This window comes from Nostoc sp. XA010, assembly GCF_020829625.1.
Lineage (GTDB): Bacteria > Cyanobacteriota > Cyanobacteriia > Cyanobacteriales > Nostocaceae > Nostoc.
On record NZ_JAIVFX010000021.1, the window covers coordinates 1 to 16787 of the forward strand.

Genomic DNA, 16787 nt, shown 5'->3' on the forward strand with positions numbered 1-16787 from the left:
AACTGGAATCGATACCCAGCCATGAATTCCCAACCCTCCTGTTACCGCCAAGCCTGTCATCATCGGAATTAGGGAAATACCCTGCTCCTTCCAAAATGAAGGCGATTTCCAAGCTGCAAAGGGATCGGTCTTGCTAGGTGAATCAGACGAAGCCTGCGGCAGTTGGATATCAAGATCGGATTTTAGGGCCAAAATTTGCGGTAATGAGAGCTTATCTTCATCAAAATTAACTACCAAACTACCCGTTTGTTCATTGACGCTAACTTCCCTCACTCCTTCTATGGAGCGTAAATCTTGAGCTATGTTGTCTAAGATCGAGTTAAGACTACTGTCAGTAGTACGCAGTCGCACGCGCCCGGTAGTTACATGAACTATTTGCAAGGCACCTGAGGGCTGTGCGATCGCTTTACTTGGACTCTGATTAACTTCGTTGCTTTGTGGTGTAAAGATTAAATTAGAAGATATTTTCGCTAAAATATTTAATTTTTCACGATTACTGATATTTTTAGTCATTTACCCAATTAGCCAATAGCTACATCAACTTAAAGGTTAATAATAGATTAAATGTACCTTAAGTCTGCGGGTTAAGTGTGTGTCTTCCGAATTATTTTGAATAACGTTTTGTTATGAAAATGATTATTATAATCAAAGGCAACTATACAAAATTTTCAGGAGGGGATGGAAAATAATGGGGATTCGACCCCATCCGTTGCGCTAGCTTCCCGCTCTTTACGATAACTACGCTTGTATAGGCAATCACATTTGAGAAAATTGTGCAATACTATCGGTCAATCCTTGAGGACTTTCAAGGGTAAGCGAACTCTTAAGAACAAACGCGCCTCCGATAAGCTATGCCGATCAAAGATGGGAAGTGGTGAACAAAGCTATTTCCTATTTTCTATCCTTTATTCCAGAATTACAGCTTATATCATTCTTTATTCCCTCTTTAAAAAGGAGGATTAAGGAGAATATAACGGTTATCAGTTGGGTGCAATATATAGTGTTTCTCTGACAAATGAAATATACGCATGAGCTTGATAAGCTTGTAAATTAAGGGTTTAATCCACTAACGTCAATAGGAATCGTGAAAATACTGCGTAGGTTTTGCCTAAAAAATTATAAACTCTTAATTTAGCAAACAAGGCATCTACAAGACTTTACGATTCTTTATCCGTAACAATTTTGTGAGGCATATCTTAAAGTTACTGCAATCTGATAAGATTTCCAACAAGTACAATAACTGCTTGATCTCTTTTTCTTGAAGCCAGTCATTTCAGGCCTTTTTTGGGAAAGGAAAATAAAAAATGTCTAATCTATTGTGGAAAACTCTGGTACTAAGCCCAGTAGTTTTGGGAGTGACGGTGTTGGTTTCCGCTAGGGCTATGGCTACTAAAGTACCAGCCTCTTCTGAAGGTTTAAAGGCAAAAGTTGCTCAGGCAGAAGCACCAATAGCTTCTAGTGCTCCAAGATTCATCCAAACAGAGCCACTAAAACTTAATCGGCAGTTGGTTGCTCAAAAGACTGATGAAAACAAGGTTTTAGAAGAAGTTAACCGCTACACCAGTGAAGGCAAGAACCAGAATTCACTGTCTCAAGTCACATCAGTTTCTCAGTTTTCTGATGTACAGCCGACTGACTGGGCATTCCAAGCTTTACAATCCCTGGTTGAACGATACGGTTGTATTGCTGGATACCCCAATAGCACTTACCGTGGCAACCGGGCACTAACGCGTTATGAATTTGCCGCAGGTTTGAATGCTTGTTTAGATCGGGTTAATGAACTGATTGCGACAGCAACGGCTGATTTAGTGACAAAACAGGATTTAGCAACCCTCCAACGTTTACAAGAGGAATTCTCGGCAGAACTAGCAACTCTGCGTGGTCGAGTAGATGCTGTAGAAGCACGGACGGCTGAACTGGAAGCAAATCAGTTTTCTACTACCACAAAATTGGTGGGTGAAGCTATTTTTGCCGTTACTGATGTGTTTGGCGGTAATACTGGCGATGCGAACAATACTGTGTTCCAAGATAGGGTACGTTTAGACTTGCAAAGCAGCTTCACGGGTAAAGACGTTTTACACACCCGTCTTGCAGCTGGTAACGCAGCAGCCTTTTCAATAAGAGATAATGCTGGTCTTCCTATCGATACTACTGAAGGCACACAAACGTTTCAAGTCGGCACTACTAATAACAATAGTGTGATTATAGACTGGCTAGCGTATTACGTACCTATAGGGCCAGCCCAAGTTTACGTAGCGGCCACCGGAGGTATTCATAGCGATTATGCTGCCACTAACAACCCTTACTTTGAGGACTACGATGGTGGTAATGGGGCTTTATCTACCTTTGCTTCTGAAAGTCCCATCTATCGCATTGGTGGTGGTGCAGGTGCAGCACTGACTTTACCTTTTGGTAGCGGTGGCAGTGTTTTCAAACCAAGTTCACTGACTATAGGCTACTTGGCGTCAAATGCTAATAATCCTGGCGCAACTCAAGGTTTGTTACAGGGTAACTATGCAGCTCTTGGACAGTTGAACTTTAGTGTTGGCGATCGCTTGGCGATCGCTGCTACCTACGTTCACGGTTATCATGGTGCTGGAAGTATCGGTTTATTTGATGCAGGTAGTGGTTTGCCTGGCACTAGCCGCATCGTAGGTACTGGTCAAGCTAACACCCTAAGTGCCTTAAACGCATCTTCCAGTAATTCATACGGGATATCGGCAGCCTTCAGACCCAGCGATAAACTGTCAATAAGTGGCTTTGTTTCTTACCACGATGTCACAGGCTTTGGTGCAAATGATGATTATGAAGCTTGGGGCTACGGTGTTGGGATAGCCTTACCTGACTTCGGTAAGCCGGGTAACGTTTTAGGTATTTTTGCTGGTGCAGAACCCTATTCCTTTAACCGACCAGGTTTTGCTGGTAATGATATACCATATCACTTTGAAGGCTTTTACAAGTATCGCGTATCAGATAACATTTCAATCACCCCTGGTGTTATCTGGTTGACCTCGCCTGGTCAAAATAGCGGTAACGACGATGCGATTATCGGTACGCTGAGAACAACTTTCACCTTCTAAAGGTTTACAGCAAAAGTGTCGAGAATGCAGAATTCTGAATTTAGAATTCTGCATTCTTCTTCAATTTTTAGTTTTTAATTTTTGACTGAGTTATTGCATCAAAATCTGACGGCTTAAAATACTCATGACTTCATCTGGATTACCTGTTGGTAGTAGCGCACTCCAGTCACCAACGCTGGCATAGCCGAGAACTTGCAACAAGCGAATTGTGCTGGTAACGGCTTTTGGTGAACCAATGAATAAATGTTTAATCGGTTCTCTTTTTGGCGATTGCTTTTGCTCAGATAGATTCAGAGGGGGTGCATTGTTGCCTTGGGTAGGTAAATACTGCTTTTGTTGTGATTTGGCAAACTTTTTTGATTGTGCAATGATCATACTTGACTCCAATTGTAGGGGTTAAATGAAAGGCGATCGCCCTCGGCCAAGAGTCCGCGATCGCCTTTCTTATTTGAATTTATAGTATATTTTTATACTTATCAATAGTTATTTAAGTGTTTTTACATAGATTTAGGCATGAGGAATTGGTGTAAGTTTTTGTGCAATGTCTAACGATAAGCTGTTTTGCGTCTACGCTTTGTATCAGTTCAACTCTTGCGATCGCCCTACAGCCCTTTGGGCATCCTACGGCAGGCGTTGGCAAAGCGATCGCTTTTGTGTTTAATGAAAGCAAATTTGCTAAGTTCCTATATTAGACTTCTTGCATGAATCAATGAGCTTTCACCCTAAATCCTTCTCCCAAGCTTGGGAGAAGGGGTTGGGGGATGTAGCTCGCTTCCCGCAGGGTGGGCTAATTTTGAATTCGGGCAGTCGTTTATTGAATTCGGGCAGTCGTTTATTGAATTCGGGCAGTTGTTTATTGAATTCGGGCAGTCGTTTATTGAATTCGGGCAGTTGTTTATTGAATTCGGGCAGTCGTTTATTGAATTCGGGTAGTCGTTTATTGAATTTGTGCAGTCGTTTATTGAATTCGGGCAATCTACAAGAATTTACATAAAGATATTCAAGATTTTTGTAATAAATAAATTATTTATACTGAATAATGCGGGTGTCAATTAACCCTAATTATGTCTATCCTAGTGCTGTACAGTTCAGGGTAGAACTCAGTTTTTGTCCTGACGCATTATTAAAAACAGGAAAGTGATTTATGTCACGTCCAAAACGCGGATCTAAAGTACTTGATAGAGCGCAGCGTCGGATTGCAGCTTTGAAATCGATCAGTCCCACCTTAGACCTAGGGAATGGGGTAACAATTGACTCTTTTGCAGCCCTGATCAAAACAACCCAAGACAAGCTAGAAATTTATAACTCAAGCCTTTCCACCGTGGATATGACTCAGGAAGTCTTAGAAGTTACCGAAAAGTCGCTGATGGAACTAACAGAACACATGTTACTCAGTGTAGCTGCAAAGTATGGCAAGAATAGCGATGAGTACAAAATGGCGGGGGGCGTTCGTCGAAGCGATCGCAAGCGTCCGGTGCGTCAACCTAAACAAGGGGCTGTTGTTTGATAAACAGGACTTATGCGGTGATACTGCGTAAGTCCTGGTATAAACAGCCTCTTATTTAGCCAATAAGTTATGATATCAATTAATTTATTGGACTTTGGGTAATAATGCCAAATCCTAACGTAGCAAGTTTACTAGAGCAAGGACACAACCAACTGGATCGGGGAGAGTACCAAGCAGCTTTACAGATTTTTCAGCAAGCTGCTGTACTAGAACCGGAAAACCCCAAAGTAAGTTATGGGTTGGGTCTAACTTGTTATCGTCTGGAACAATACCACGAGTCTATTGAATACCTGAACAAAGCTTTGAGAATTAAGCCAAACTACATTTTGGCGCTAGTATGGCGAGGATTGGCTTGCCAAAAAATTGACCCGCAGCAAGCACAAGCAGATTTTGATCGAGCGATCGCACTTATCCCCCAAGATTCAGAAGACTGGCAAGGTAGAGGAATTGTATTAAATGAATTACAAGGCCACGAAGAAGCTATTGCATCTTACGACCAAGCACTGAAAATTAATCCAAATAACGATAAAGCTTGGTACATCCGGGGGATTACCCTCTCGGATTTGAAACGCTACGAAAAAGCTGTTGCATCTTACGACCAAGCACTGAAAATTAAACCAGATAACGATCAAGCTTGGTACATCCGGGGGATTACCCTCTCGGATTTGAAACGCTACGAAGAAGCTGTTGCATCTTACGACCAAGCACTGAAAATTAATCCAAATAACGATAAAGCTTGGTACATCCGGGGAATTACCCTCTCGGATTTGAAACGCTACGAAGAAGCTATTGCATCTTATGACCAAGCACTGAAAATTAATCCAAATAACGATAAAGCTTGGTACATCCGGGGGATTACCCTCTCGGATTTGAAACGCTACGAAGAAGCTATTGCATCTTTCGACCAAGCACTGAAAATTAAACCAAATAACGATGAGGCTTGGTACATCCGGGGGATTGTACTGAGGGTTTTGGAACGCCACGAAGAAGCTGTTGCATCTTTCGACCAAACACTGAAAATTAAACCAGACAACGATGAGGCTTGGTACATCCGGGGGATTACCCTCTGGGATTTGAAACGCCACGAAGAAGCTGTTGCATCTTTTGACCAAACACTGAAAATTAAACCAGACAACGATAAAGCTTGGTACATCCGGGGGATTACCCTCTCGGATTTGGAACGCCACGAAGAAGCTGTTGCATCTTTCGACCAAACACTGAAAATTAAACCAAATAACGATAAAGCTTGGTACATCCGGGGGATTACCCTCTCGGATTTGGAACGCCACGAAGAAGCTGTTGCATCTTTCGACCAAACACTGAAAATTAATCCAAATAACGATAAAGCTTGGTACATCCGGGGGATTACCCTCTCGGATTTGAAACGCTACGAAGAAGCTGTTGCATCTTATGACCAAGTACTGAAAATTAAACCAGATAATGATGAGGCTTGGTACATTCGGGGGATTGTGCTGTGGAATTTGGAACGCTACGAAGAAGCTGTTGCATCTTACGACCAAGTACTGAAAATTAAACCAGATAACGATTCGGCTTGGTACATTCGGGGGATTGTGCTGTGGAATTTGGAACGCTACGAAGAAGCTGTTGCATCTTACGACCAAGTACTGAAAATTAAACCAGATAATGATGAGGCTTGGTACATGCGGGGGATTGTGCTCTCGCATTTGGAACGCTACGAAGAAGCTGTTGCATCTTTCGACCAAGCCATTGAATTTAAACCAGACTTCGATTCGGCTTGGTACAACCGGGGGAATGCGCTCTCGAATTTGGGACGCTACGAAGAAGCTGTTGCATCTTTCGACCAAGTACTGAAAATTAAACCAGACGACGATTCGGCTTGGTACAACCGAGGGTTTGCGCTCTTGAATTTGAAACGCTACGAAGAAGCTGTTGCATCTTACGACCAAGTACTGAAAATTAAACCAGATAATGATGAGGCTTGGAACAACCGGGGGATTGCGCTCTTGAATTTGGGACGCTACGAAGAAGCTGTTGCATCTTTCGACCAAGTACTGAAAATTAAACCAGATAACGATTCGGCTTGGTACATGCGGGGGAATGCGCTCTTGAATTTGGGACGCCACGAAGAAGCTGTTGCATCTTTCGACCAAGTACTGAAAATTAAACCAGACTTCGATTGGGCTTGGTTCTACCGGGGGATTGCGCTGGTGTATTTGGGACGCTACGAAGAAGCTGTTGCATCTTTCGACCAAGCCATCGAATTTAAACTAGACTTCGATTGGGCTTGGTTCTACCGGGGGATTGCGCTGGTATATTTGGAACGCTACGAAGAAGCTGTTGCATCCTACGACAAAGCCATCGAATTAAAACCAGATAAGCATGAAGCTTTGGTTAACAAAGGAAATGTACTCGTTAAGTTAAAGCGAGATACAGAAGCCATTGAATTTTATAATCGCGCTCTTAACTGTATAGATCCTCAGTGGTGGGAAGCTTGGAATAAGAATCAGGGTTTAGCAAACATATCTGCTCTAAATGAGGAAGCTGCTGTAAAAATTTCGGTACAGATACCAACACCTAACGATCAACAAACTACTATCGAATTGCGTCTTGAAAAATCGAAACAGTTGCAATATTACATGATGCAACAACCAAGTCTTTTCTCAGATTTATCTGAAGCAAAAAAAAGCTATGAAGAAGCCCTTGAGTTCCTGACGTTTGATAATTTTCCAGAGCAACACTTGCAATTCTTACAAGAATTGCTGAAAGTATATTCATCGGATAACCCTGAAGAATTCCAAAAAAATTTGGAGAAAGGGACTCAGCAGTTAGAAGAATTGAATAGAGAACCCAAATCAGAGCAAGCGAGAATCAAGCTAGACAGAAAATTAGCGGCTTTTAATCAAATGCGGGTAGATATCCTTGCACAGTCAACAGATCCAGAGAAACACATAGAAGCTTTAGAAACAGCAGAGGTACGCAAGAATACTTGCCTTGCTTGGCTGAGGGAAGGTTCAATTTATCAACCGCCTACCGGGTTTGAGTTTAAACAGACAGAAAAACTACTTAATCCCAAAACTGCGGCAATTTACTGGCATCTCAGCCCTATTGCTATCACTACTTTCATTATCAAACATAATGAACCCCTAAAAATCCTGCAACTACAATTACCAAGCAAATTACAACAGGGAGGCTATAGCCCTTATTTTTATCAGCTTCAGCGTTTTGAAAGCTGGATGCAGCAATGGAAAAAGTCTTATCAGGATTACTGTAATGTTTCTAACACAGATAAAAAAACGACTCCTTGGCGGAAAAATATGAAATCTATCTTGGAAACTCTTGGTGAAATTCTAGAAATTAAGCGCATTGTTCAAGACAATCTCCAAGATGTTGATAACTTGATTCTCATTCCCCACCGGGAATTACACCTATTACCCCTAGATTATCTGTTTAAAGATAAAGATTTTATCATTACTTACCTACCAAGTTTTCAGATTGGCTTGCAGTTGTTGGAATTGCCATCAAACAGCGAAAATACCGATAGCCAAAAACTTCTGAATATAGAAATGCACTTAAATAAACTTTCTTATACAATAATTCAATCTGCTGCTCTTTACCACCTATATCCAAGTTATGGTAAATTGCCAGACCCGCCTTTAACAAAAACTAACTTAATCAAAGCTTTAGGAGAGTATGAAGGTTACTTTCACTTTACAGGACATGGCTATCACATTTTAGATCGGCCGAGAGAATCAGCTTTGGCGTTAGCAGACACAGAGAAATTGACTTTGGGTGACATTTTTGAGTGTCAAGAATTAGACTTACGAAAGTATCAACTCATTTGTCTTTCTGCTTGCGAAACTGGGATCACTAGCCAGGAATTTAGCAAAGAGAGGATAATCGATGAATATGTTGGTTTAGTAAGTGGGTTTCTTGCTAAGGGAGCAAACAACGTTGTTAGTACTCTTTGGAGAGTCGATGAACTTCCCACTACTTTACTTATAATTAAATTTTACCAGTTACTCAAGCAAAGACAAACCCCTACCATAGCACTGAGAAAAGCAAAAGATTGGTTACGTCAGTTAACCTATAAAGATTTAGCTAAGTGGTATAGAGACTTAGCCAAGAAATTGAATGAACCCCATTCGAGAGCGTATCTGAAAACAGAAGCGGAAATTATTGAAGATGACACAAAGAAAAAGGAATCTACCGAACCTCCCTATGCTCATCCTTATTATTCGGCTGGCTTTATTTTAACTGGTAAACCAAGTACAACAGGGTAAAATGAGCCAGTTCGTTGGAAAGCCAACGCTTTTTACATATTTTAGGTGTTATGGTTAGTCCGCATAATTAGTTATGATTCTCACAGTCATCGCACCCCTAACCCCCTGTGTATACACAAGTCCTATTACCCCCCTTAATCCCCCCTTATAAAGGGGGGAAACAGAAAAAATGTTGTTCCCTCCCTTTTATAAGGGGAGGGTTAGGGTGGGGTAAAACCAAGATTTCTCAACTACTTGTGATATTAGCTTTATCTCCTTTACCCCCTATTTCATCCTATGCTTAACCCACTACAAACAGTCACCCTCCGCGCCTTTTTAACAGCTTTGGTAGAATCAAATTCTTCTTTACCAATAGCTTTACAGCAGGAAATCAATAAAGTTGGTGAAATGTTTGCAAATACATCATCAAAAGATGATGCCCTTAACCGTTTGTTAGAATTGGCAGAAAACGACTGTCTTAAAGCGTCTTACTATAATGCACGAAAAAATATTCAGACGGAATATACAACTCAAGAACTCAACAAATACGATAAACCCAGTCAGCAGAATCAACCTACAATACCCACAGATCATCTTAGCAATATTGCGATCGCAATTTTTAAAGATCCTGATTCCAGCGCTGAAGCTAAGAAGCACAAATCAGAAATTATCGCCAAAAATTATTAATGTCTAAAATAGACTATCTCACCCTAGACCTATTCATTTATAATCTTGCAGATGCTTCGAGCAATACGCAAGATTATTGGTCAAAGCTTGCAGAACAACTTAAAGAACAACTTAAACAAAAGGGATTCTCAGCTAAACCCAACGATGAAGATCGACAACGCCTTGATTTCTGGAAGAAAATTTCAACTGCTATTGATGGTTCTTACAGTCAAGCGAATTTTGATGATAGTAACTGCCTACGTTATAGCTGCTCTATCGATCAAGAAGTTGAATTATCTGATATTGAGCATACCTTAACTCAAATCAAAGATTTAAACCTTATACCAGAAATTGGCAATTTAGCACCTGGAATTTCAGAAAATGGCTACTTAGGGCAAACTTGGATGATATCAGGCTGGACAGACCCAGCTAATAACCCAATTCCTGAAGCAAACGCTCATCAAGCTTACAAAGCCATAATTCCACAAGGACACCAACATCAAAATTTAGGAGAATTTTTAGGCGCTACAGTCTATGAAATGTGGCGTAGTGAAGGGCGTTGGGACAAAATCGAAAAAGACAGTCATGTAATAGTTGTTTTCTATCCTGATGAACCTACATTTCAAAAAGCTAGTAAATTTTATAATTCATGGAAATACTTATTTTACTGTAGACATAAAATCCTTTGGGCTTATGAACAGGGTCGGGAACTAAAATTAAGGCTGTTAGAGAAATATAAGCATAGTTTAATAGACCAGAATAATTTAAAAACTTTATCAACCAAAGGATTGCAAGAGCTAAAAAGCGAATTGCAAAAAAACATTAATACTATATTTAATTACATCCAAGATATAAACCTGCTACAAACTCAACAGCACACAGTTGAAGTTAATGAGCGTAACTACGAAAAACACTGTAAAGACAATTTTACAACCGAGAAATTTTTAGAAGAATTTAGCAAGATAGTCAAAGACAAATATCAGGTACAATTAGAAAAAGACTATCTCGGTCTAAATCCAGGATTAGCAATATTAGAAAACTTGACCGCTACAATTCGCGGCATGGTGGAGATAGAGCAAGCACAGCGCGATCGCAACCTCAACACTAATATTGCTATTGTAGGTATTGGACTAGCAACAAGCCAGATTGCATCCTCTGTCATTCTCGCTCAACAAACTCCACCTAAAGATATTCTTTTCTACCAAACAAAAGCTTTTTGGTACAGTATTGGCACAGGTGCGATCGCCAGCCTTGTTTTCTGGATTATTCTAACCAAAATCCTGCCCCGGCTTCGTCGTTAAATTCAGCCGTGTAAAACTAGGAATTTTTAGAAGATAATCTTCCTTGTGTAATGCAATCGCGCCAACGATCTAACAACTCAGGGCTGGCGCGATCGCCATCACAACATTACTGATAAAATATCGAGAATGCGAGAACTTTACCCAGCGATCAAGCCTTACTTAGAAAGTAGTTTACAGGTTTCTGACCTTCATACCATTCATTTTGAAGAGTCAGGGAACCCCCAAGGTCAACCCATTGTTTTGCTGCATGGGGGCCCTGGTGGTGGATGTCCAGCTTTTTATCGGCAATATTTTCACCCCGAAAAATGGCGGTTAGTGATGTTTGACCAGCGCGGTTGTGGTCAAAGTACGCCCCATGCAGAATTACGAGAAAACACCACTTGGGATTTAGTTAGTGATATCGAAAAACTGCGCCAACATTTAGGTATAGAAAAGTGGGTAGTCTTCGGTGGAAGTTGGGGTAGCACTTTATCATTAGCCTACAGTCAAACCCATCCCTCTCGCTGCGCGGGATTAATTCTGCGTGGTATCTTCATGCTGAGGCAAAAAGAGTTGCGCTGGTTTTACCAAGAGGGTGCTAACTATATTTTTCCTGATGCTTGGGAAGAATATCTCAAACCAATTCCCGTAGATGAACGTGATGATTTAATCGCAGCATATTACAAACGCTTGACCAATCCAGATTTAGAAATTCAATTAACAGCAGCGCGTGCTTGGTCAATTTGGGAAGCTAGTACCAGTAGACTTTTCTTTGACCCAGAACTCATGCAAAAGTTTGGCGAGAGTGAATTTGCTTCAGCTTTCGCACGTATTGAATGCCATTACTTCATGAATAAGGGATTTTTGGAAACAGAAGATCAATTACTCTTAAATGTAGACCGCATTCGCCATATTCCGGCTGTAATTGTTCAGGGACGCTATGATGTAGTCTGCCCAACGGTATCAGCTTGGGAATTACATCGGGCTTGGCCAGAAGCCGAATTTATTGTGGTTCCTGATGCAGGGCATTCGATGAGTGAACCAGGAATTCGTAGTGCTTTGATTGAGGCAACAGATAGTATATAGCAATCCTATTTGATTTCTGAATCACTCGTAGAGGTAAGGGACTGGGGACTGGGGACTGGGAACTGGGGACTGGGGACTGGGGACTGGGAAGAAGGAATAAAGGTGTACTGAGTTTTGTTCAAAAATCAAATATGAGTCCTATAGTACTTCTCAATTAAGTCGTTGAAATCACGCCACTTATGGAATTGCCGATATAAAAACTTGGTTAGCTTTACTATGGATTTATAATGGATTTTACACTTAATAAATAGACCCATACTCACCATCAAATAAATGTAAACATAGATGATGCTTTACGTTTAATGTTTACTTATTTTAATTAGCGATGCCTACGGCGGGCTACGCCTACGCAGTTGTTTTAACTATAGCTACTTATTGAAAATCTCTCAAGTTGCTTCCAGGCTTTTTGAAGAAGTAGCTAACCATAAATCAATTCAAATTTGTAGTAAAGACTTTAGTCTTGAGAAACCTTACTATAAGCGATAAATCGCTCACTACCAACTAAGATTTTATCGTAAGTTTAATTATGATACCTAATTAATGTATTTTTCTATACTGAATTAGCATCTCGAAATGCACAAAAGTGAGATTTGACCTGGAAAAAACCTTTAAGGATTCGTTTGAGTGAATTAAACTTAACCCACCTGATAGCTGTAGCCGCTTCTACCCACTGCCGTTTTCTTTTACTTGCTTCTGGATAATCTTCACTCAGCATTTCAACTGGTAACAGATACATCTTTACTCGGTAAGTTTTGCCACCTTTGCGGTATTTGTAACTACCGAGTTCATTAGTATCTACCTGCCCAATTACCCCTGCTTCTTCCCACGCCTCTTTGGCTGCTGAAGCGGGCGGACTCATCCCATTAGGAATATCTCCTTTCGGAATTACCCAGTGTTGAAAATTACGGGTTGTGATTAGCAAGATTTCGACTTTGCCATTGTTCACTCTATAAGGAATCACCCCAGACTGTTTAAACACTTTGCTGATTTTTCGACTCATGTAATTTGCATCCTTTACGGTCTAGCTTTTTTGTACAACGTTTATTTCAAAAAGTCTAGAGCTGATACTGGATAAATTTTAGTTAACTTTAGGTTATGAAAAGATTAAAGTATTTTCTCAACCATAAAAGTTAATTATTGAAAGTTATTGATTGTTGAAGTAGCACCGCACATTTATGCACCCCTACCGCAAGGCGGAAGTCAAAAGTCAAAAGTCACGCATAATTAATTGTATTCCAAGCTTTTGTGCCATTTGAAATGGTATGCTTATTTCTGCTGTGCTGTACTAGGTTTGTAACCTTATAAATATAAAATCAATTGCTGTAAAAGGTGTACTTCTGATGGCTGATTGACAAATATAGCACTATTCAAAACATTAGATATTCTATAAGCCTTAATGCCAAAATATCTGCCATCAATTTAACTAACTTGACTTTTTCAGATTTTGGTAGATATACAACGAAGATATTGTATTTAAATCTACTTCTTTACCCTCGTTTTCATGCTCGTTAGTATTTTTAAACAGTATTGTAAACGCACCAGCACCTAACATATCTTGAGGAAATATCCGATAACAAGGCATCGTAGTTAAATGCGACTGATATTTGGCTAAATCACCAATTTCTACTGCCTGAAACTGGGAAAAGCGTTCCAAAAACCATTCGCAAACTTGCTCATTTTCTTCGGGTGAATATGTGCAGGTCATATAAGCAAGATAGCCTTGTGGTGAAACAAGTTTAGCGGAGTTAGCTATAATACGTTTTTGCCGATTTGCGCTCTTATTAATAGCGGTCGGGTGAAAACATCCGGGAGCTTTTTCACCTTTAGCCAGTAAAGATTGTCCAGTACAAGGAGCATCTACTATTACTAGATTGCTAGAATCGGTAAATATTTCGGCAAAAATACTCGAATCTCTGTTAACTACTGCACTAGGGCTAATCTGGCAACGCTTCAAATTAGAAATTAGCATTCCCAGGCGTTTGCCAATTACTTCATTACTAATGAGTAAGTCAGGTTGTAAAGCTTTCCAAGCGAAGATACTTTTACCTCCTGGTGCGGCACACATATCAAAAACTAAACTTACTGGTACAGGAATAGCTAACAAAGTAGTAGCTGCAAACACCGAAGAAAAATCTAAACAATAGAAATATCCTTGTTGATGCAAGGGATGCTGACCGGGTTTTTCTCCCAAACATAAACGGTCTATAAATTGTGGTTGCCAATAGGTTGGTGTTTCCACTGCCAAAGGCGAAACCTCTGGCTTTTCTTTACACCAAAGAATACTGGGTGAAAATGGCTGAGGATTCATTAAAGCCTCAATAAATTTTTCTTGGTCATCTAGATTAGTGAACAAACGCCGCGAGACTTTAAGTAATAAATTAGAAGGTTTTTCCATGTGGATTATTAATTACGAATTAGGAATTAGTACGTTGTATCAAAATCAAAATAAAACTGTTACACAAGAACAATGTAATTAAGGCTTTTGGCTTCATACTCAAAATATAATGACCGCCATTGGGAACGCAATGGCCAAGCTACCCCACTGCACCGGAGAAGGTCATGTTATTAGATAGTTTTCCGCAAAAATTACGCAAAGAAGCACAATTATGGAGGGATGAAGGATTAATTAGTTCTTCGCTATATGAGGAAATAGCAGAACGTTATCAATTTAAGAACCTGGAAGCTGCTACACGCGATCGCAATAAAGCGATCGCAATTGCTATAGGCGGCATCCTTTTATGCTTAGGCATAATTACCTTTGTAGCAGGAAACTGGCAGGGAGGATCACGGGAAGTCAAATTTATTTTGCTGATAAGTTTGTTTTTTGCGATCGCAATCACTGGTTTTTACAATTGGATAACACCTGAAGGAAAGAAGCCACAAAAAAGCAAACGCTTACTGGGAGAGGCGTTGCTCATTTTAAGCGCCTTCATTTTCGGTGCAAATTTACTGCTGATGGCCCAGATGTTCAATATTGCTGGTTCAGCTTCCCAACTGTTTCTCGCCTGGGGGTTGGGCGTTGTAGTGATGGCCTTTAGTTTGTGCTTAAATTCTTTAGGAATTCTGTCAATTATCCTCGTAGAAATCGGCTATTGGACAGGATTAGAAGACCTGTGGTACGCTTCAGGTGAGCTAAATTGGTCGCGGTTAGTGGTGCAGCACATGCCTTTGTTGGCATGGCTGGTGTTTGTACCCTTAGCCTACTTCTGTCGATCGCGTTGGATTTTTGGTCTAGCAGCCTTTGTCTTTGCTAGTTCCTTACAAGCCAATCTTAATCCTCTACCACTGCTGAATTATGCTGATATAGCCCCTTGGGTGGCATCTTTTGCTTTTGCACTCCCACCTGCATTATTCTGGAGTTATGATGACTTGCTGTTTCCAAGCATAAATTACAGGTTGTTTCAATCTCTGGCCCGTAATTTAGCCTTGGTAAGCTTCGGCATTGTCTTTTATATCTTGTCTTTTCGTTGGGTGTGGGAATCTCCAAATTATGCTTATAATCAGCCTACGAATGTGACAAACTTATTCGAGTCTTTGCCGATTATCGATTTGGGGATTCTCAGTGGCTTGGCGGTATTGCAATGGTTGTTTCTACTGCGTCAAAGAAATAACCCTCCGCGCCGTGAAGTCATTTTCACGACTGCTGTCATTAGTACCTTTCTTGCCTTTATTACCGTAGTACCATTTTGGCATCAAACTATCAGCCGGATTGATGAACTTGGTGTTTTTATTTTCAATCTACTTCTAGCAACATTAGCCTGGGGACTAATTCAAGAAGGATTGAAATTAAACAACAGAAGTTCCTTTTGGGGCGGTATGTTGTTAGTAACACTGCAAATTATCAGTCGCGTGCAAGAGTACGATACCGATTTACTTTTCAAGTCCCTAGTTTTTATTTTGTGCGGTTCTGCTTTAATTAGCGCTGGACTCTGGTTTGAACGCCGCTTACCTGGTGGTAGCTCGGCAAGTAAAAAGTAGTGCAAAAAATGAAAGAATTCAGGAGTCAGAATTCAGAAGTCAGGAAAAGCGCAATCATAAAGTGATGGAGTTTCAAAATGGATGATTTTTCTTTGCACTCCTAACTCCTAACTCCTAACTCCTAACTTCTTCTAAAATCTCTGTGCGTCAAAGTTTTTAAAGTTTCTCTGCGTTAGTCCTAATCTCGTTACTTTTGACCTCCTCAATCCCTCTGCTTTTTAGGACTACGCTCATGACTAATAGTTCTTCTGAATCTAAAAATAAAACCTTGTCTCCCGAAGCCGAATTTTCTAGTAAGGTGACTTTTCGGGATTACTTAATTGCTAGTGAACAAAAATCGAATAAGCGCTTACCTTTTTGGCGGTTACTAGCTCCCCTGGCGCTGCAAACAGGGCTAATTATGGCAGTACCAGCCCAAGCGCTTTATACAGACGTGACAGGTAAGACGGTGATTTTGCAAACCGTACCTGTAAATCCTAACAATGTGCTAGAAGGTAACACCTTAGACTTAGATTACAATATATCCCGCACTGCAAATTTGAGCAGATTACCTGGTTGGCAAACATTAGTCAGCAAAGGTCGTGGAAGTGGCAGAAGATTGCCTGAAGGAACCAACATCTACGTGACTTTGCAAGAGCAACTATCCACTGGTCGCGGTGTTCCTAAAGCTTGGAGACCGTTGCGAGTAAGTAGCGATCGCCCCACAACTTTAAGAGCCAATCAGGTAGCCTTAAAAGGTATTTATCAAGATGGCTCTGTTAACTACGGCTTAGAAACATATTACATCCCAGAAAACCAACGGCAGCAGATTAGGAACGACTTACAAGCCCAACGTGCCCGTAGAGGACAAGTACCACCCATTGTAGTGAAGGCAAAAGTTGATCCACAGGGTAAGGCAGTGCCAGTTAGTATGTGGGTGCGCGATCGCAACTATCGCTTTTAATGGATT

12 protein-coding genes are annotated in these 16787 nt (G+C 40.7%); 8 read left to right on the forward strand and 4 right to left on the reverse strand.

Going from position 1 to position 16787, the window contains the following annotated elements; translation table 11 throughout:
• A partial coding sequence (locus tag LC608_RS24620) for an HMA2 domain-containing protein (RefSeq protein ID WP_374108439.1) occupies nucleotides 1–513 on the reverse strand: 513 nt, incomplete at its 3' end.
• Nucleotides 514–1304: 791 nt separating this feature from the next.
• On the opposite strand from LC608_RS24620, the gene LC608_RS24625 reads away from it, so the two are divergent.
• The gene (locus LC608_RS24625) at nucleotides 1305–3080 is read left to right on the forward strand and encodes an iron uptake porin (protein ID WP_229556076.1); all 1776 of its coding nucleotides are present in this window, start codon (nucleotides 1305–1307) and stop codon (nucleotides 3078–3080) included.
• A 90-nt stretch (nucleotides 3081–3170) separates the two neighbouring features.
• Here the strand turns inward: LC608_RS24625 and LC608_RS24630 are convergent, their stop codons facing one another.
• Nucleotides 3171–3449, reverse strand: a complete 279-nt coding sequence (locus LC608_RS24630; protein WP_374108441.1) for a hypothetical protein — start codon at nucleotides 3447–3449, stop codon at nucleotides 3171–3173.
• 775 nt (nucleotides 3450–4224) lie between these two features.
• Between LC608_RS24630 and LC608_RS24635 the strand changes: the two genes are divergently transcribed.
• From LC608_RS24635 to pip, 5 genes are all read left to right on the forward strand, one after another.
• Nucleotides 4225–4587, forward strand: a complete 363-nt coding sequence (locus tag LC608_RS24635; RefSeq protein ID WP_229556078.1) for a hypothetical protein — start codon at nucleotides 4225–4227, stop codon at nucleotides 4585–4587.
• Between the two features lie 104 nt (nucleotides 4588–4691).
• Entirely contained in the window at nucleotides 4692–8849 is a 4158-nt protein-coding gene (locus LC608_RS24640) for a tetratricopeptide repeat protein (RefSeq protein ID WP_229556079.1), read from the forward strand.
• A gap of 276 nt (nucleotides 8850–9125) precedes the next feature.
• Nucleotides 9126–9515, forward strand: coding sequence for a hypothetical protein (locus tag LC608_RS24645; protein ID WP_229556080.1), 390 nt, complete (start codon nucleotides 9126–9128; stop codon nucleotides 9513–9515).
• Nucleotides 9515–10795 (forward strand): hypothetical protein, encoded by a 1281-nt coding sequence (locus tag LC608_RS24650; protein WP_229556081.1) that lies wholly within the window; start codon nucleotides 9515–9517, stop codon nucleotides 10793–10795. Before LC608_RS24645 ends, LC608_RS24650 begins: the two co-directional genes overlap by 1 nt.
• 126 nt (nucleotides 10796–10921) lie before the next feature.
• A complete protein-coding gene (gene pip / locus LC608_RS24655) occupies nucleotides 10922–11860 on the forward strand; it encodes a prolyl aminopeptidase (RefSeq protein ID WP_229556082.1) in 939 nt (312 codons plus the stop codon).
• Between the two features lie 550 nt (nucleotides 11861–12410).
• Here the strand turns inward: pip and LC608_RS24660 are convergent.
• Complete coding sequence (locus LC608_RS24660) at nucleotides 12411–12860, reverse strand: NUDIX hydrolase (protein WP_229556083.1); 450 nt, start codon at nucleotides 12858–12860, stop codon at nucleotides 12411–12413.
• A gap of 423 nt (nucleotides 12861–13283) precedes the next feature.
• On the reverse strand, nucleotides 13284–14255 hold the full coding sequence (locus tag LC608_RS24665) for an RsmB/NOP family class I SAM-dependent RNA methyltransferase (RefSeq protein WP_229556084.1): 972 nt from the start codon (nucleotides 14253–14255) through the stop codon (nucleotides 13284–13286).
• 164 nt (nucleotides 14256–14419) lie between these two features.
• Here LC608_RS24665 and LC608_RS24670 point away from each other — a divergent pair, with 164 nt between their 5' ends.
• Complete coding sequence (locus tag LC608_RS24670) at nucleotides 14420–15838, forward strand: DUF2157 domain-containing protein (RefSeq protein ID WP_229556085.1); 1419 nt, start codon at nucleotides 14420–14422, stop codon at nucleotides 15836–15838.
• Nucleotides 15839–16070: 232 nt separating this feature from the next.
• The gene (locus tag LC608_RS24675; protein WP_229556086.1) at nucleotides 16071–16781 is read left to right on the forward strand and encodes a GDYXXLXY domain-containing protein; all 711 of its coding nucleotides are present in this window, start codon (nucleotides 16071–16073) and stop codon (nucleotides 16779–16781) included.
• The last annotated feature ends 6 nt before the right edge of the window (nucleotides 16782–16787 follow it).